We start from the raw sequence: 18,303 nt of genomic DNA on the forward strand, positions 1-18,303 counted from the left end.
GATCGCGCTCGACCACGCCCGCTTGGTGCAGGGCTACGAAATCGATGCCGTCGGCGCGGCGCTCGAATTCCGAAAGCATCTTGGGTGGTACGTGAAGGGTCTCCCGAATTCGGCCGATCTTCGGAAGTTGCTGCACCAGGTGCGCGACTTCAGTGAAGTGGAGGAGATCTTCTCGAACTACCTGCTGCATTACGAGGAGTATCGGGCGCAGCGACTCGCGGCCATTGATCCGGATGTCTCGGACCTCACCTGCGAGGCGGCGTAAAGGCGCCAGGCTGTGCGGGGAGTTGCGGGGAGTTGCGGGAACCGACCGTGCTCCCCTAGTGTACAGTGTAGTGCAGGACCGTTAGCCGGGGGTGACTGGCTTCGACGGGGTTGGTGAAGCTCTGGTTGCGTGCCCAGGTCCTCGAGCACCTGGTAAAACACTCGGGAAAATTCCAATCGCGAACAACAACCTCGCGCTCGCCGCCTAACCTTCGGGTTACCGGCAGTGCTCACAAGGCAGCCCGCCCGGGGCGGCATGTGAGTATCGCAAATCTGGGCTAGTTCTACGTCACGCCGGCGGGCGTAGGGCAAAACTTTAGCAGGCTTGTTCGGACGTGGGCTTTCTGTTGGCCAGCGGACGGAGACCTCAATCAACAGAATACGCACGTAGACGCTGGGGTCGATTCAGTCTCGGACAGGGGTTCGATTCCCCTCACCTCCACTTGGGCGCCTCACCGCAATCGCGGTGGGGCGCTTTTGTTTACGGCACCGCCGCGCCGGTGCCATCGGAGCGCCAGTTCACCGGCAGTTGCTTCAGCAGCCGCGCCTTGAACTTGTGGTAATCCACCGTGATTGTGTGACGCGGCGTATCAAGCTGCGGATAGTCGGGATTGGCCAGTTCCTTAGCGATTTCCGCGTCGAGGTCACTCGGGGGCTTCCACGCCCCGGACAGACGCCTCGCCAGTACCTTCGCCTGCAGCTCGGCCGCCGGCCAGATACAACCCAGCGGCTGGAAGAGCCCCACGAACGACAGCGTCGGATACCGAGCGGGAAACATGCGCAAATACAGCGGCACCGAACCGCTCGAAAAGTCCGCGACGTCGGGTGCCAGAAACGGATGGGCGATCCAATAGCCGGTACAGGCCACGATCACGTCGTACTCTGCACGCGTCTCATCGGTGAAGTGCACGGTCTGTCCGTCGAAGCGCGCAATGTCCGGGCGCGGTATGATGTGGCCGTGGCGCAGCGCGTAGAACAGCTCGGAGTTGACGGTGGGATGCGTGGCACCGAATGCATGATCGGGTTCAGGAAGGCCGTAGTCACGATTGGAACCCTGCAGGAGACGCAACAGAAACTGATTGACCTTCGTGCGCACGGCGCGCGGCATCCACTGCGTGCGTTGCCCAACCACATCGCTCGGTTGTCCGAAAAGAAACTTGGGCACGATCCAGTAGCCTCGGCGCCACGACATGTCCGTCGAGGCAGACACGCGCGCTGTTTCCACTGCGACATCGCACGCCGAATTGCCGCCACCGATCACCAGCACGCGCTGGCCCATAAACGGTGCGGCCCGCTTGAAGTCGTGCGAGTGCAACATCGTGCCGCTGAACACCCCGGGATATGACGGCATGCGCGGGCGCCAATGATGCCCGTTCGCTACCACTACGGCTTCAAACGACTCGGTGGTCTCGTGCTCGTCCGTGCGGACCGTAATCGACCATCGGGCGTCGGCGCGCGGCTCCAGGCGCAACACATCGGTGCCGAAGCGCACATGCTCCGTGACGCCGAAAAAGTCGGCGTAACTCTGGAAATATCGAGCAAGCTGTTCGTGCGACGGATAATCCGGGTACCACGACGGCATGGGAAAATCGTGGTACTGCGACAACGATTTCGAACTGATGATGTGCGTCGTCTCGAACACGCTCGAATGCGACGACTCGAGTCGGAATAACCAGTTGCCGCCCACTGCATCGTTCCGGTCGAAGCAGACGACGTCGGTGAATCCGGCATCGAGCAGATTCTTCACCGCCGCAATGCCGGATGGACCGGCACCGATCACCGCGATGCGTGCGCTCGGCGGCAACATGGTCAGGCGAGTGCGGCGTGCGCCGCCGCGAGTCGGGCAACCGGCACGCGATACGGCGAGCAGGACACGTAGTCGAATCCGACTTGATGGCAGAACGCGACACTTTGCGGTTCACCGCCGTGCTCGCCACAGATACCGACCTTAAGATCGGCGCGCGTGGCGCGACCGTCGCGCACGGCCCATGAAATCAGTTTCCCCACCCCTTTACGGTCGAGCACCTGAAATGGATCCTCGGCCAGCAGGCCCTTCTCGATGTAATACGGCAGGAAGCGGCCGGCGTCGTCGCGGCTCAGGCCGAATGTGGTCTGCGTGAGATCGTTGGTGCCGAACGAGAAGAAATCCGCTTCGGTGGCGATCTCGTCTGCCGTTAGCGCCGCACGTGGCAATTCGATCATCGTGCCGATGAGATACGGCACGCGTTCGCCCATCACACCCATTACCTGGTCTGCCGCGCGCTCGATGATCTCTCGCTGATGGCGGAGTTCGGACACGTCGGAGACCAACGGGACCATGATTTCCGGCCGCACGTCGACGCCGCGGCGATGCGCACGCACCGCCGCCTCAAAGATGGCGCGCGCCTGCATCTCCGTGATCTCGGGGTACACGATGCCCAGTCGGCAGCCGCGATGTCCGAGCATCGGATTGGTCTCATGCAGCGCGGCCACGATGCGGGCCAATTCGGGACGTGACAGTCCCAACGATTGCGCCAGCATGGTCGACTCTTCGCCGCCATGCGGAAGAAATTCGTGAAGCGGTGGATCGAGCAGGCGGATCGTGACGGGAAAGCCGTCCATCGCCTGAAAGATTCCCTCGAAGTCGGCACGCTGCATCGGCAGCAGCTTCTCGAGCGCGCGACGACGTCCGCCCAAGTCACGCGCGACGATCATCTCGCGCATTGCCGTGATCCGTTCTCCTTCGAAGAACATGTGTTCCGTGCGGCACAGACCGATGCCTTCCGCGCCGAAGTTGCGCGCCACACGGGCATCGCGCGGGGTATCAGCATTGGCGCGCACACGAAGCCGACGATCTTCGTCTGCCCATCCCATCAGCTTCGCAAACCCGAGATACGTGGGCGCGTCGGCCGCGGCGAGTACGCCATTGCTCACGCGCATCACTTCGCTCGGTTGCGTTGGCAAGTCCCCAGCGAACACCCGACCGGTCCCGCCGTCGAGCGTGATCCACTCACCCTCGGTGATCACGTGCTCACCAATTCGCATCAGACGCTGCTCGTGCGAGATCTCCAGTGCAGTACAGCCCACGATCGCGCACTTGCCCATGCCGCGCGCAACGACAGCGGCGTGACTGGTCATGCCACCGCGGGCGGTAAGCACCGCGCGCGCCGCGACGATGCCATGGAAATCTTCTGGCGTGGTTTCTTCGCGCACCAGGATCACCTGCTCACCAGCGGCGTGACGACGCTCGGCTACATCGGGATCGAACACCACGATGCCGCTGGCGGCACCGGGACTGGCCGGCAAGCCGACCGCGAGGGCCGTGGCGCGTACATCCGAGCTGATCACCGGATGCAGTAGCTGATCGAGCTGATTGGGTTGCATGCGAAGCACGGCTTCGCGCTGCGTGATCAATCCTTCGTTCACCATGTCGAGCGCGATGCGCAGGGCGGCGGCCGTCGTGCGCTTGCCGGTCCGTGTCTGCAGCAGATACAGCGTACCGCGCTCAACGGTAAACTCGATGTCCTGCATGTCGCGGAAATGCTGCTCGAGGCGATCCTGCGTGGCCATCAAGGCGGTATACGCGCCGGGTAGCATGGTGGCCATGTCGTCGATGTGCAGCGGCGTGCGAATACCGGCCACCACATCTTCGCCCTGCGCATTTACCAGAAACTCGCCATAGAAGCGGCGCTCGCCGGTGGACGGATCACGGGTGAATGCGACCCCGGTGCCGGAGTCCTCTCCCATATTGCCGAACACCATCGACACGATATTGACACCGGTACCGAGCGTGTGCGAGATGCCGTTCACGCGCCGGTAGTCGATGGCCTTCTTCAGTGTCCACGACTTCCACACGGCTTCGATCGCGCCCCACAGCTGCACCTGCGGATCGTTCGGGAAGTCCTGTCCGGTGGTGAACCGGATCAGTTGCTGGTATTCGTGCACAAGCGTGCGCAACGCGTCGGCGCTGAGCTCGCTGTCTGTTGTGACACCGTTGGTGACGCGCTTGCTGCCAAGCAACTGCTCGAACTTGGCAATCGGCACGCCAAGCACGACATCGGCATACATCTGAAGAAAGCGGCGGTACGAATCATAGGCAAAGCGTGCACTGCCGCTCGCCTTCGCCAACCCTTCGACCGTGTCGTCGTTGAGACCGAGGTTGAGGATGGTCTCCATCATGCCCGGCATCGAGACGGCGGCACCCGAGCGGACCGAGACGAGCAGTGGATTCGACGCGTCGCCGAAGCGCTTGCCGCTCACCTCCTCGAGACGGGTCAGCGCGCGAGTCACGTCCTCGCGAAACGCGTCATCCACCAACCCATCGGCGAGATACGAGACGCACCGATGGGCGGCAATCGTAAAGCCGGGTGGAACGGGAACGCCGAGATTCGTCATCTCGGCGAGATTCGCGCCTTTTCCACCCAAGACCGCTTTCATTTCCCGCGTACCGTCGGCACTACCGTTTCCGAAGAAATAGACGGAGCGGGTCATTCAGTTCTCCCTTGCAGTGTGAGACACGAGGATCAGGGGATTCCTACGGGAATACCCGCGGCGCTGCCGGCCCGCAACAGTTCCGGTTCGCTCGGCGTCGGGGTCGGGTACTTGCCCGAGAAGCAGGCGTGGCAATAGCCATCCGGCCCCTCAGGCATTGCAGACAACATGCCATCGATGGACAGATAGCCGAGGGAGTCCACGCCGAGGTGCCGCACCAGTTCATCGTGCGTCATCTGCGCGGCGATGAGCTCCTCGCGACGCGGCGTATCGATGCCGTAGTAGCAGGGGCTGATGATCGGAGCGCTTGACACGCGCATGTGCACCTCGCGCGCACCTGCTGCGCGCACCAACGAGACTAACCCGCGCGTCGTCGTGCCTCGCACGATCGAGTCGTCAACCATCACTACGCTCTGACCCTCCAGCAGTTCACGCACCGGATTGTACTTCACCTTGACTTTCGCAACGCGTCCGGCTTGTGTCGGTTGGATAAAGGTACGACCGATGTAGTGATTACGGATCAGCGCCAATTCGTACGATGTCCCCGACTCGTCGGCGAAGCCGAGGGCGGCCGAGTTCGAGGAGTCGGGTACTGCGAACACGATGTCGGCACCCGGCGCCGGGCATTCACGCGCCAACTGCCGACCGAGCGCGCGGCGGGACCGGTCAACGGAGCCGCTGAACACGGCGCTGTCGGGACGCGCGAAGTACACATGCTCGAACACGCAGCGATTGATCGGGGCCGACGGCAGCTCATGCACCGATCGAAGTCCGGTCGCATCGACGGCAATGATCTCACCCGGCTGCACTTCGCGTTCGTAGACGGCACCGACGATGTCCAGTGCGCACGTCTCCGACGCGAACACCCACCCGTCGCCGAGCCGCCCGATTACGAGCGGACGCCAGCCGTGCGGATCACGTGCAACGAGCACGGTGTCGTCGAGTACGATCAAGAGGCAGTACGCGCCTTCGACGCCTTGCAGCGCTTCCGCCACGCGGGACTCCGGTGTCCCACCGTGGGAACGGGCAATCCGGTGCACGATCACCTCGGAGTCCATGGTCGACGAGAAGATCGCGCCCCCGTCTTCCAGATCTCGGCGTAGTTCCACCGCGTTCGTCAGATTGCCGTTGTGCGCCAAGGCGATATGGCCGCGGCGCACGCGGGCGAGAATCGGCTGCGCGTTCTCGATCGCCGACGCGCCGGCCGTACTGTACCGCGTGTGGCCGATCGCGATCGGTCCACGCAGCGCCTCCATCTCCTCGTCGCCGAATCCTTCCGAGACGAGTCCCATCGCACGGCTGACGCGCGCATGCTGCGCGTCATCGACGGCAACGATACCCGCCGACTCCTGACCGCGATGCTGCAGCGAGTACAACCCGAGCTGCGTTAGTGCTGCTGCGTCCCGTACTCCGTAGACGCCGAAAATACCACACATGGGAAAACTCCCGATCAGTCGTTGGTAGGAGCGTGCGATGAGGTCACCGCATGCTCAGCCGGCGTCTCGCCATCCATGGCAAGCGGAATCGCCTCATGAAACGCCTTCGCGAGCCAAGCGATCGGCGCCGAGAAGGTGTCGTCCGACATCGTGAAGTGCGCGCCGTTGTCAGCGGCGGTGACGGTGCCGATCACACGGGCCGGTACGCCGTGGCGTTGCGCGATCTGCAGGACGGCGGCGCTGTCCGCCGTGGATACCACGACGCGCCCGTGGGCCTCACCGAACAGAAGCGCCCGGTGTGGGAGAGTCGCCCACGCCGAGAGGTCGACGAGGAAGCCGAACATCCGGTCGCGATCTGCCATCGCGCACTCGGCAAGGGCCACCGCCAGCCCACCATCGCTGCAATCATGCGCCGAGCGCACTACACCGCTGCGGATGGATTCCAGTAGTGCGTCGATGAGTGCGCGTTCGCGCCTCGGATGACAGACTGGCGGTTCGCCGATCGTCAGCCCGTGAATTTCCAGCAGGTACTCACTGGCCCCGAGTTCATCGGTGCAGTCGCCCAGCAACACGATGTCATCGCCAGTCGTCTGGAATCCCGACGGCGTGACATGCGAGAGCGACTCGATAAGCCCCACCATACCGATCGTCGGGGTTGGGTGAATCGCACCCTGCGGATTCTCGTTATACAGCGACACGTTGCCGCCGGTTACCGGCGTTTCGAGCACGGTGCAGGCCTCGCCCATACCGGCGATCGCTTCGCTCAGCTGGAAGTACACTTCCGGCTTCTTTGGATTACCGAAGTTGAGGTTGTTGGTAATGGCCATCGGACGCGCTCCAGTGCACGCGACATTGCGCGCGGCCTCGGAGACGGCCGCCCGCCCGCCGTTGCGTGGCGACAGCGCCACGTGGCGGCCGTTGCCATCGATGCAGAGCGCGATCGCCTTGTCGGTGCCGCGGAGCTTCACCACGGCGGCATCGCTACCCGGGCCGCGCATCGTGCTGGTACGTACCGTGGAGTCGTACTGCTGCCACACCCACTTCTTGCTCGCGATCGTCGGCGACGACAGCAGGCGCTCGAGCGTCCACGCATGATCGCGTTCCTCGTCAAGCGCGACGACGGCGTGCGCCGAGCGCGCCCGCGCCGCTTTCAGCGCGTCGCTCTCCTTCGGCTCGAGTACGTACTGCGGGCACTCGGTCACCAGACGCGACCCGGGGAACTCCGCCACCACGCGCTCGCCCTCGGTCACTCGATACACCGGTTCCTCGATCACCTCCCCGATCACCGCGGCCTCGAGATCCCACTTAGCGAGGATTGCCCGCACATCGTCTTCATGCCCGAGCTTCGCGACGACGAGCATCCGCTCCTGCGATTCCGATAACAGAATCTCGTACGGCGTCATACCCTGTTCGCGCACCGGCACCTTCGTGACATCGATCGTGACGCCCACCTCGCCGCGTTCGGCCATCTCGGCTGACGACGACGTGAGGCCGGCCGCGCCCATGTCCTGAATCGCGACAATGTGGCCGCTGCGAATCAGCTCGAGCGACGCTTCCAGCAACAACTTCTCGGTGAACGGATCGCCGACCTGCACCATGGGGCGCTTGGCCTCGCTGGAGGCCGAGAGATCCTCGGAGGCAAATGATGCGCCATGTATGCCATCGCGACCGGTGCGCGCACCAACTGCCATGATCGGATTGCCGACCCCTGACGCCACCGCGGTGATCAACTCGTCCTCGCGCATGAGGCCGACGCACATCGCATTCACCAGCGGATTGCCTTCGTACGATGGGTCAAATACGACCTCGCCACCAACGGTCGGTACCCCGACACAATTGCCGTAGTCGCCGATGCCTTTCACCACGCCGGCGAACAGCCACCGCACGCGGCTCGACGTGAGCGGTCCGAAACGCAGCGAGTTGAGCAGCGCGATGGGCCGCGCGCCCATCGTGAACACGTCACGCAGAATGCCGCCGACGCCGGTGGCCGCACCTTGATACGGCTCGATGGCAGATGGGTGATTGTGCGATTCGATCTTGAACGCGACGGCCCATCCATCGCCGACGGAAATGACGCCGGCATTCTCGCCCGGCCCCTGCAGAACCCACGGCGCCGTGGTCGGCAGGGTCTTGAGCAGCGGGCGCGAGTGCTTATAGGAGCAATGCTCGCTCCACAGCGCGCTCACGATCCCAAGCTCGGTGAACGTCGGAGTGCGGCCGAGCATCGCAAGGAGGCGCTCGTACTCGAACTCGGTGATACCGTGTTCGGCAACCATCGCTGGCGTGATCACCGGATCGCCCGGACGTGATTCCACGGGACGTGCGTTGGACGCGGTGGTCATGCCTTCACCTCAGCGAGCATCGATTCCAGGATCGACGCGAACAAGGGTTCGCCGTCGGTTGACCCGAGCGTCATGTCGAGTGCTCGCTCCGGATGCGGCATCATTCCAAGCACGTTCCCCTCGGCGTTGACGATGCCGGCGATGTTCCGCAGCGATCCGTTCGGATTTGCCGATGCGGAGGCCTCACCGTCGGCGTTGACGTAGCGGAACACGACTTGCCCTTCACCTTCGAGACGGGCCAGCGTGTCGGCATCCGCGGTATAGCGACCGTCGCCATGGGCCACGGGCATGGAGATGACCTGACCGATGTGATACTGCGACGTAAAGCGGGTCGCGATCGAGTCGACGCGCAGTTGCGTCGGTGCACTCACGAATCGCAGGCTCGCGTTCCGCAGAAGCGCACCTGGGAGCAGTCCCGCTTCGCACGCGATCTGAAATCCGTTGCAGATGCCAAGCACCGGCCCACCGCGCTTGGCGTACGCGATGACCTCCTGCATGATCGGGCTGAAGCGAGCAATGGCGCCGGCTCGCAGGTAGTCACCGTAGCTGAATCCACCGGGCAGGATGACGAGGTCCACGTTCTGCAGATCGTGATCCTTGTGCCACAGATAGACGGCGTTCTGACCGAGGTGATCGGCGATCGCGTGGAAGGCATCCTCGTCACAATTCGAACCGGGAAAGCGCACGATTCCGGCCTTCACGCGTGCTCCACCGAGGCAATCTCGAAGTCTTCCGTGACCGGGTTGGCCAGTAGCTTCTCGCACATGGCCGTGACGCGCGCGCGCGCGGCGTCGGCGCTCGTTGCTTCGGTCTCCACGATCACGTGGCGTCCGACGCGCACGTCACTGACGTCGGCGAAGCCGAGCGAGTGGAGTGCGTCGGCAACCGCCTTGCCCTGGGGATCGAGGATCCCGCGACGTGGAACGATGTGGATGGCGCAGCGGAAACGGGTCATGCCAAAGGCTCCTCGCGACCGGAGTCCGGCGCGATATTCTGTCGTGAAGGAAGACGGCGTCGACTGCGGCGTCGGCGGTCGAGGGGGGCGTCGCGCTCGTTCTCGGTCGCGTCGTCATCACGCGCGCCGGGAATGCGATCGAGCAACCCAAGAAAGACGGTGCGGCCGATGCCGTACAGCACATAGGCCATGAGGGCGGGGAAGAAGAACTTCTTGGGCAGGAAAATGACCCCCACGAAGGTGCCCACGACCAACAGGAATCCGAGGATGCCATTGAGCGTGCGGAAATTCACCGTCGGGACTTTCGCGTACTGCACATTGCTGATCATCAGCATGCCCAGTCCGAGCATCACCCACCGCAGCATCTGATGCCAAGGCAGATCACCAATCATCGTTTCGGTGTACAGCGGCGTCTGACTAAACCAGTAATACGTCGCGAGCGTCATGCCGGCGGCTGGACTGGGCAACCCCGTGAAATGCGTGTTTTTCGTGCCGGCCTGCTCCACGTTGAAGCGCGCCAGACGCATCACCGCGCAGGCCGTGAAGAAAAAGCAGAAGATCCACTCCCACCGTGTGCTCTGGAACACGGCGAAGTACATGATCAAGGCGGGCGCCGTGCCGAATGAAATCGCGTCGACGAGCGAGTCGAGTTCCTCGCCGAATCGGGTGCCGGACTTCGTCGCCCGCGCAATCCGACCATCGAGGGTATCGGCGATCGCGCCGAACACGATGAAGCGGGCGGCCGCATCAAAATCGCCACGCGATGCCGCGACGATTGCGAAGATGCCAAAGAACAGGTTCGCCAGCGTGAAGCCGTTGGGCAGGGCAACCGCGGCGCGGGGGCGCTTGCGGCGCGGACGCTCCACGCCGTCGGCGCCGGTCTCGCGTGTATCCGGACCGCTCATGTGGGCATTCCGAGAGGAGTACGATAGACCCACGCAACGGAAAGGGCGACGAGCGTGAGAACGAATCCGGCCAACCATAACGGCCACGAGCGGAATCGCAGAGCGGCCGCGAACGTGAGCACGGCCAGTCCGGCAGCGCCGAGCAGCAACGGATAACCCTCACGCGTAAACATCAAACGGTATCCACAGAACGTCCCAAGTGCGCCAACTCCATCGGCGCTCCGGTGAGACGCGTAAAGGCATCGCGATAGCGATGGCTGGTCGCCCAAATAACCTCGTCCGGCAGCGTCGGAGCTGGCGCTTCACCATTCCATCGACCCGCTCGCCGTTCCACCTCAAGCCAGTCCCGCAGCGGCTGTTTGTCGAAGCTCGGCTGACCCTGTCCTGGCGTGTAGCTGGCAGCCGGCCAAAAGCGGGAACTGTCCGGGGTGAGGACTTCATCGATCAACAGCAGTCGTCCGTCACGCCAGCCGAACTCGAACTTGGTGTCGGCCACGATGATGCCACGCGGCTCGGCAGTAACGCGACCGAATTCGTACACCGTACGCGCCAGTCGCTCGAGCGTGGCGGCGGTATCGGAACCCACCGATGCAATGACGCTCGAGATCGGGATGTTTTCATCATGGCCAGTCTCTGCCTTGGTGGCGGGGCTGAACATTGGTGGATCGAGGCGATCGCTCTCACGCAGTCCAACGACTAACGCTTCGCCAGCCAGCGTACCGTGCGCCTGATACTCTTTCCACGCCGAGCCCGTGATGTAGCCGCGGATCACGCACTCGATTGGTATCACGTCGGCGCGCAGGCACAGCATGGTGCGGCCGGCGAGCGCCTCGTGAAATGGCGCCAGAGCCGGGACCTCGCGCACAATCTCGTCGGTGTCGGCGGAGAGCAGATGATGCTCGACCGCGCCCGATAATTGCGATAGCCACCATGCGGTGAGTTGCGTGAGCACCGCACCCTTGTACGGAATCGCCTCCTTCATCACGACATCGAACGCGCTGATGCGGTCCGTGGTCACCAGCAGCAGCCGGTCGTCATCCACGGCGTACACGTCGCGCACTTTCCCGCGACGAACCAGCGGCAGCGGCAGCGACGTCTCGATCATCGCCGGGGGGAGGCCCGTGATCATACGCGCACCTCTTCCACGTCCACACCGGTGCGCGCGCGCGCGAGCCACGAGGCAACGTGCTCGTCGAGGAACTCCACCACCTGCTCAGGCGAACGACCGACAAAACGCGTCGGTTCGATCACCGCCTGCAGGTCTTCCAGCGGGATGCCGAAGGCGGGATCGGCGGCGAGCCGTTCCAGCATGTCGTTTCGTGGCGCACCATCCTTCACGGCACGCGCGGCCTCGATGCTGTGCCCACGAATGAGCTCGTGGGCTTCCTGGCGATCACCCCCGGCGCGCACGAACCGCACGATGATCTCTTCGGTCGCCATGAACGGCAGTTCGTCCTCGACGCGTCGGCGAATTCGGGCTGGATGCACCTCGAGCCCACGCACCACGTTCTGCATCAACACGAGAATCGCGTCCGTGGCGAGAAACGATTCGGGGATCACCAGACGTCGGTTCGCGGAGTCGTCGAGCGTGCGCTCGAAGTACTGCACCGCATGTGTTTGATTTGCATTTGGCTCCAGCGAGAGCACGAACCGCGCGAGCGACGCAATCCGCTCTGAACGCATCGGATTCCGCTTGTACGCCATGGCGGATGACCCGATCTGATTCTTTTCAAATGGCTCTTCGATCTCGCCGAATGCCTGCAGCATTCGGATGTCCCCTGAGAACTTCGACGCGGTGGCCGCGATACCGGCAACCACGCTCAACACCTGCGCATCCACTTTTCGGGAGTACGTCTGGCCACTTACGGGGATCGACGCCGTGAATCCCATCTGCGTCGTCACGAGCCGATCGAGCTCGCGGACCTTTGCGTGATCACCGTCGAATAGCGACAGAAAGCTCGCCTGCGTTCCGGTCGTGCCCTTCACACCACGAAATGGCAATTGAGCGACGCGGTATTCGAGATCTTCCAGATCGAGCAGAATATCCTGCATCCACAACGTCGCGCGCTTGCCGACCGTCGTCAGCTGCGCCGGCTGTAGATGCGTGTAGCCAAGGGCCGGTTCATCCTTCCACTCGCGCGCAAACACGCTCAGTGCTTCAAGCGAGTCGAGCAATTTCTCCCGGAGCAGGTGCAACCCGCGTCGCATGAGAATCAACTCGGCGTTATCGGTGACGTAACAACTCGTCGCACCGAGGTGCACAAATTTTCGTGCCGCCGGCGCGACATCGCCGAACGCGTGCACGTGCGCCATGACGTCGTGGCGGAACTTTTTCTCGTACACCGCGACCGCGTCGAAATCGATGTCGTCGAGATGCGCCCGCATCTCCTCGATCGCGGTGTCGGGAATGGCCATACCCAGACTCTGCTGCGCTTCCGCGAGAGCGAGCCAGAGTCGTCGCCAAAGACCGTACCGCATCTGCGGGCCCCACAGCGTGAGCATGGCGCGCGACGCATAGCGGTCGGCAAGCGGAGAGGCGTAGGAAGTGCGGTCTGGTGCGGTCACGGAATCAGCGGAGAGAGAACGACGTTTGGAGGTACTGTCGATTGCGCTCGAATACCACGGACACGGGACCGCGAGCGCCGTACCGGTCGATGGCAGCAGACGCCGCCTCGGCCGAATTCACTCGCGACTGTCCCACTTGCACGATCACGTCGCCGTCCTGCAGGCCGATCTCGTCGCGAATGCGATCGGATACGCGGTAGACCAGCGCGCCGGCGTTCGAGGCAACGCCCCGTTCTTGCCGGATCACGTCGGTGAGTGAGACGAGTTGCAGCTCGCGCAGCACCGTGACCTTCGGCGCGCTCACTTCCGGGGCGTCGGCCACCTGCAGGGAGAAACGCATCTCACTGCCGCCGCGGCGCACCGTCACCGGCAGCTGCTCACCAACTCGCAGGTCGAGCAGGCGGGCTTCCCAGTCGAACGGATTCTTGACAGAGCGCGTACCAGCGGCGACGACCTGGTCACCCGCGCGCACACCGGCCCGATCTGCCGGCGAGCCCGGCACCACCCGGGCGACAATCGCGCCGACCGCTGCCGCTTCGCGCGCACTCTGTACATTGGGCGTCTGCAAGCGAATCCCGACCCACGGCTGACGCACGGAGCCATGATCGAGCAGGTCTTCCACGATGCGTTTGGTGCGATCGATCGGAATCGCGAAGCCAAGGCCGACGGATCCACCACTCGGTGAGTAGATCGAGCTGTTCACGCCGACCACTTCGCCCGACGCGTTGACCAGCGGCCCGCCGGAATTCCCTGGGTTGATGGCCGCGTCGGTCTGAATCATGTCGACGTAGACGCCGCCACCGTCGCCGCGACCGGCGAGATTGCGGCCCACTGCGCTGACCACGCCGACCGAGACGCTAGGCTCACTGTTTCCGAGGACGAATCCGAACGGGTTGCCGATCGCGATCGACCACTCGCCAACGATTAAGGTCGACGAACTCCCCAGCGGAGCAACCGGTAAGTCCTTCGCCTTGATGCGCACTACCGCGAGATCGTTCGTTTCGTCAATGCCGACCACCGTGGCCTCGTACGAGGTGCCGTCGCGCATGCCGATCGACACCTTCGTGGCGCCCGAGATCACGTGCGCATTGGTCACGATGATGCCATCACTCCGCACGACGAAGCCGGATCCGATGCCCGCGTTGCGGCGCTCGCCCGTACGGCCGCCCATAAAGTACTCAAAGAAGTCGACCGGGACCTTCTGTACCGTTTCCGTCTGCACGGTGACGACCGCCGGCGCCACCCGTTCGACGGCCGCCGTGATGGCGGTTCGCCGCGAGGCATCGATCGACGGCGCGGCGACCGGTCCGACCGGCTTGGTGGGCGCGGGCGGTAACGTGCGGGCCTGCGCATTCGACGTACTGGGGTTGGCCCCCTCACAGCCGATGAGCGCCAGAGCGACCAGCAGCGTGAGCGTGGAGCGCTGGCCCATCAACGGGATGCCGGTGTCACGAGGCATCGGTGTAGAGCTCGGCCGGATACGTCACCTCGCGCAGCGAGAGGCCATGGGCCGGCGCCGGTGCGGAGGTGCCGGAATTGTCAGGTGCCACGAGTAGCCGCGCGATCGTACCGCGCGGACGCCGCCCTTGTGCCACTTCAACCATCGTCCCAACGAGAAAACGCACCATGTGATGGAGAAAACGGTTTGCCGCAACGTCGAACACCCAGCCGCCGTCGCGCTCGATCCACTGTGCACGCTCAATGATGCAGCGGTGGTGATCGTCGACCGGCGCCGTGTGGGCAACGGCAAAGGCACGGAAAGTGTGTTCACCCAACACACTGTCGGCTTCACCTTGAAGCGCCGCCGGATCGAGCGGGTGGCTCACCGCCCACTCGTACCGCCGACGGAACGGGGAACGTGCCGCCTCGTCCACCCCGATAAGATAACCGTAGCGGCGCGCGATGGCGCTCCGCCGTGCGTGGAATTCCGGTGCCATCCGATGCGCTTCCGCGATCCAAATGTCAGTGGGGAGAATGGCGTTCATGGCCCGGCGGAGCGTGGTCGGATTCCAGCGCTCCGGCACCCGCACCCCAACGCCCTGGCCGTGCGCATGGACTCCCGCGTCGGTACGGCCAGCACCAATGGCTGGCACGGCACTCGCGCACAGGCGGGCGAGCGCCACCTCCATGTCGCCTTGCACGGTTCGGACGACGGGCTGACGCTGCCAACCGGCGAAGCGCCCCCCGTCATACTGCGTTACCAGGAGGATCGGTCGCGGGTCCATGACATGGAAGAAGCTAGGCACCAGACGCGTTCGCTTCAACTGATCTGAGTTCAATGGCGCTCGACTATTGCGCTGTCGCGCCCGCCGACGTTTCCTCCAGTCGCCATGCCTCCTCGCTCACTTGCCTCGTTGGCGCACGCGCTGTCCGCCACCTCCGATCTCGACGGCGCACTCATCGCCCTAGGTGAGTGCCTCGCCGAGTTGGACCGCGGCGCGGCGGTCGCGCTTCTCCAGTACGATGCCCGGCGCGACATGCTTCGGGATCGGCTCACACCGGTTGGCGCGCAGGTCGTCAGAACGTCAATGGAGACGACTTTCGATCATCTGCCAGAGACGGCTCGTGTCAAGATTCTGGCGGGTGGCCCCTTCTTTGACGTGAGCGACCGATCGGCCGACTACGCACGGCTGTGCGGCTTCACGGCGGCGCTCGACGGTGGGATTCTGGCCGTGCGCGGACTCAAGGTGGAAGGGCTGCTGGGTGCCGTTCTGGCCTTGTACGAGCCCCGCAAGATTTTCGGCACCCGCACCACCGAGCGGCTGGCGCCGGCCGTCGCGCTTTTCGACCTGGCCTATGTGCGCCTCGCCGAGCGGGACGCCCGCGAAGAGGCCGTGCGCACGCTCGAAGACGTCACCCAGCGCGTGCACGGGGAATACGTGCGGAAGCTGACGGCGCTGGAGGCCGAGCTGCGCGAGGTGCGGAACACGCCACGGAACATCACCGCGCTCAATCCGGCGGAGGCGATTGCGATTCAGGCCGACGCGGCACGGTCCGGCGAGGAAGCCCGACGGGCACAGCGCCGAGCGGAGCTCGCCGACCAACAACTCACGTCGGCGGTCGGACAGCTCGAGCAGGCCCATGTCGAGCTCCATCGCCGCAGTGAAGCCCTGCGGCAGCGCACGCGCACCCTGTACCTGCTCGATCGCGCGCTCTCGCTGGATGCGGCGACGACCGACGCCCGGAAGCTGGTGGACGGTTTGCTGGCGTTGGTCGGCGATGACATGCAAGCACAGCGGTGTTCCCTCATGCTGCGAGCGCCGGAGCCCGACTACCTGTACCTGGCGGCCGCTCGCGGTATCGCGCCGAATATTGTCGAGGGCATGCGCATTCGCATTGGCGAAGGCGTGGCGGGGCGAGTGGCGGCCGCTCGCGAGCCGCTCCTCGTTCAGGATGTTCGGGAAGCCTCGCAGCACCCGCTGCTTCGTGACCAATATTTCACGACCGGGAGCTTCATCAGTTTCCCGCTCGTCTATCACGACGAGTTGGTTGGCGTGCTCAATCTCACCAACCGGGCGCAGCGCGGCGTCTATACCGATGAGGACGTGGAGCGCGTGCGGCTGCTCGGTCTCGTGATTTCGCTCATTATGACGAGGAACGCGCTGCCGGATCGCCTGCTCGAGGCGATTCATGTCCAGTGAGTCGTTGAGCGAGGCGATCCGGCGGTTGGCGGCTCATGAGTCGCTCGACGCGGACCATGTGCGGCGCGCGTTCGGCGTCATCATGCGCGGCGAGGGCACGCCAGTGCAGGTCGCGGCGCTCCTGATGGCGCTTCGGGTGAAGGGAGAGACGCCGGCTGAAGTGGCCGGGGTGGTCGGGGCGCTCCGTGAAGCGATGATCGTGCTGTCGGCCGACCGTCCCGACGAGCTAGTCGATACCTGCGGAACCGGCGGCGGTTCGCTGACCACGTTCAACATCTCGACGGCAGCCGCACTGGTCGCCGCCGGCATGGGGGTGCGCGTTGCCAAGCATGGCAATCGGTCGTTCACCTCACGGTCGGGTAGTGCCGACGTCCTCGAGGCGCTGGGCGTATTGATCGATACGACGCCTCCGGCGATGGCGGCCACGCTGGCTGACGCCGGCATCGTGTTCATGTTCGCCCCGCTCATGCACCCCGCACTTCGCCACGTCGGTCCGGTGCGCCGTGAACTCGCGGTGCCGACGGTGATGAACATCGTCGGACCGCTGGCCAACCCGGCGCGCGCGGGGCGTCAGGTGGTTGGTGTGGCCGAACGCGCGCGCCTCGAACTCCTCGCCGATGCACTCTTGGAATTGGGGGCAATTCGGGCGATGGTGGTGCATGGGGAGCCGGGACTGGACGAAATCTCGCCCCTCGGCTTGACGCATGTGATGGAGGTGCGCGATGGCCGGACGGCGTCATGGACGATCAATCCATCCGCGCACGGCATTTCGGGAATTTCGCTCGACGATCTGGTCGGCGGCGATCCAGCGCAGAATGCTTCGCTGATCGAGGAGGTGCTGCGTGGTGGTGGCTCGGTAGGTGCGCAGGCGGCCGTATTGCTGAACGCCGCGGCGGCGCTGTACGTGAGCCGCGACGACGGGAGCTACGCGGACGCGGTCGACATGACGCGGCGGGCGATGGCCGACGGGGTCGGCCTCGCCGCACTGCAACGACTACGTGTCGCCTCCAACGCGCCCCGACGCGAATCCGGGCGCACGGCTCAGTAGCGGCGCAACACGCCGACGACGATACCCTGAATGCGCACGTCGTCTTCGTGTACGAACAGCGGGGACATGCTCTCGTTGGCTGGCTGGAGGCGAATGCGTCCGTCGCGCTCGCGATAATAGCGCTTGACGGTGGCACCGGAACCGTCGAGCATCGCGATCACCATTTCGCCGTTGTCGGCAGCGCTGCGATCGTTGATGACCACGTAATCGCCGTCCTTGATCTGTTCCTCAATCATCGAGTCACCGCGCACCTTCAAGACGTAGTGACTGCCGCTGCGCCGAAGGAAACCATCTGGCACCGACATTGTTTCACCCGTATGCATCTGCTCGATGGGCGCACCGGCCGCCACGGAGCCGAGCAACGGGAGCTCCACGGAGCGTTGAAACAAATCGGATGGTAGGATCTCGATGGCACGACTCTCATTGTACGAACGCTTGATGTAGTTCTTGCGTTCGAGGTTGGTGAGATGCTCGTGCACGGTTGCCAGCGAGTTATAGTTGAATCGCGACGCGATCTCTTCGAAACTCGGGGCGTATCCGTTCTCTTCGTTGTAGTCGGAGAGAAAGGACAGGATTTCCCGCTGTCGCTTGGTGAGCGGCATGGTTGCTCCACGAAAGGGGACCTACAGAGTCGGCTCCCGAATGCAGGCCGAATCCACCAATCGCCACGCTAACCG

At 64.1% G+C, this 18,303-nt stretch carries 14 protein-coding genes, 1 other RNA gene and 1 pseudogene; 4 read left to right on the forward strand and 12 right to left on the reverse strand.

Annotated elements, in window-relative coordinates; all coding sequences use genetic code 11:
* A pseudogene (locus ACLL97_RS18325) lies at positions 1-265 on the forward strand (hypothetical protein); the annotation flags it as partial.
* Between the two features lie 87 nt (positions 266-352).
* Positions 353-709: a transfer-messenger RNA gene (gene ssrA / locus ACLL97_RS18330) on the forward strand.
* A gap of 36 nt (positions 710-745) precedes the next feature.
* Here ssrA and ACLL97_RS18335 read toward each other — a convergent pair.
* From ACLL97_RS18335 to truA, 11 genes are all read right to left on the reverse strand, one after another.
* Positions 746-2,071 (reverse strand): flavin-containing monooxygenase, encoded by a 1,326-nt coding sequence (locus ACLL97_RS18335; protein WP_411281924.1) that lies wholly within the window; start codon positions 2,069-2,071, stop codon positions 746-748.
* Between the two features lie 2 nt (positions 2,072-2,073).
* Complete coding sequence (ppdK, locus tag ACLL97_RS18340; protein ID WP_411281925.1) at positions 2,074-4,734, reverse strand: pyruvate, phosphate dikinase; 2,661 nt, start codon at positions 4,732-4,734, stop codon at positions 2,074-2,076.
* A gap of 32 nt (positions 4,735-4,766) precedes the next feature.
* On the reverse strand, positions 4,767-6,170 hold the full coding sequence (purF, locus tag ACLL97_RS18345; RefSeq protein WP_411281926.1) for an amidophosphoribosyltransferase: 1,404 nt from the start codon (positions 6,168-6,170) through the stop codon (positions 4,767-4,769).
* A 14-nt stretch (positions 6,171-6,184) separates the two neighbouring features.
* The gene (purL, locus tag ACLL97_RS18350; protein ID WP_411281927.1) at positions 6,185-8,512 is read right to left on the reverse strand and encodes a phosphoribosylformylglycinamidine synthase subunit PurL; all 2,328 of its coding nucleotides are present in this window, start codon (positions 8,510-8,512) and stop codon (positions 6,185-6,187) included.
* Complete coding sequence (gene purQ, locus ACLL97_RS18355) at positions 8,509-9,213, reverse strand: phosphoribosylformylglycinamidine synthase subunit PurQ (protein ID WP_411281928.1); 705 nt, start codon at positions 9,211-9,213, stop codon at positions 8,509-8,511. The genes purL and purQ overlap by 4 nt, the downstream gene beginning before the upstream one ends.
* The gene (gene purS, locus ACLL97_RS18360) at positions 9,210-9,467 is read right to left on the reverse strand and encodes a phosphoribosylformylglycinamidine synthase subunit PurS (RefSeq protein ID WP_411281929.1); all 258 of its coding nucleotides are present in this window, start codon (positions 9,465-9,467) and stop codon (positions 9,210-9,212) included. The genes purQ and purS overlap by 4 nt, the downstream gene beginning before the upstream one ends.
* A complete protein-coding gene (gene pssA, locus ACLL97_RS18365) occupies positions 9,464-10,372 on the reverse strand; it encodes a CDP-diacylglycerol--serine O-phosphatidyltransferase (protein WP_411281930.1) in 909 nt (302 codons plus the stop codon). The genes purS and pssA overlap by 4 nt, the downstream gene beginning before the upstream one ends.
* A 172-nt stretch (positions 10,373-10,544) precedes the next feature.
* A complete protein-coding gene (locus ACLL97_RS18370) occupies positions 10,545-11,501 on the reverse strand; it encodes a phosphoribosylaminoimidazolesuccinocarboxamide synthase (RefSeq protein WP_411281931.1) in 957 nt (318 codons plus the stop codon).
* Positions 11,498-12,937, reverse strand: a complete 1,440-nt coding sequence (gene purB, locus ACLL97_RS18375; protein WP_411281932.1) for an adenylosuccinate lyase — start codon at positions 12,935-12,937, stop codon at positions 11,498-11,500. Before purB ends, ACLL97_RS18370 begins: the two co-directional genes overlap by 4 nt.
* 4 nt (positions 12,938-12,941) lie before the next feature.
* Positions 12,942-14,396, reverse strand: coding sequence for a trypsin-like peptidase domain-containing protein (locus ACLL97_RS18380; RefSeq protein WP_411281933.1), 1,455 nt, complete (start codon positions 14,394-14,396; stop codon positions 12,942-12,944).
* Positions 14,386-15,162 carry a tRNA pseudouridine(38-40) synthase TruA gene (truA, locus tag ACLL97_RS18385; RefSeq protein ID WP_411281934.1) on the reverse strand — a complete coding sequence of 259 codons (777 nt, stop codon included), beginning with the start codon at positions 15,160-15,162 and terminating at the stop codon, positions 14,386-14,388. The genes ACLL97_RS18380 and truA overlap by 11 nt, the downstream gene beginning before the upstream one ends.
* Before the next feature lie 105 nt (positions 15,163-15,267).
* On the opposite strand from truA, the gene ACLL97_RS18390 reads away from it, so the two are divergent.
* Positions 15,268-16,578, forward strand: a complete 1,311-nt coding sequence (locus ACLL97_RS18390; RefSeq protein ID WP_411281935.1) for a GAF domain-containing protein — start codon at positions 15,268-15,270, stop codon at positions 16,576-16,578.
* Positions 16,568-17,626, forward strand: a complete 1,059-nt coding sequence (trpD, locus tag ACLL97_RS18395; RefSeq protein WP_411281936.1) for an anthranilate phosphoribosyltransferase — start codon at positions 16,568-16,570, stop codon at positions 17,624-17,626. Before ACLL97_RS18390 ends, trpD begins: the two co-directional genes overlap by 11 nt.
* On the opposite strand, the gene lexA is transcribed toward trpD, so the two are convergent.
* On the reverse strand, positions 17,620-18,228 hold the full coding sequence (gene lexA / locus ACLL97_RS18400) for a transcriptional repressor LexA (RefSeq protein WP_411281937.1): 609 nt from the start codon (positions 18,226-18,228) through the stop codon (positions 17,620-17,622). The two genes, trpD and lexA, sit on opposite strands and share 7 nt — an antisense overlap.
* Between the last annotated feature and the right edge of the window lie 75 nt (positions 18,229-18,303).

It is taken from the genome of Gemmatimonas sp., assembly GCF_046594945.1.
Lineage (GTDB): Bacteria > Gemmatimonadota > Gemmatimonadetes > Gemmatimonadales > Gemmatimonadaceae > Gemmatimonas.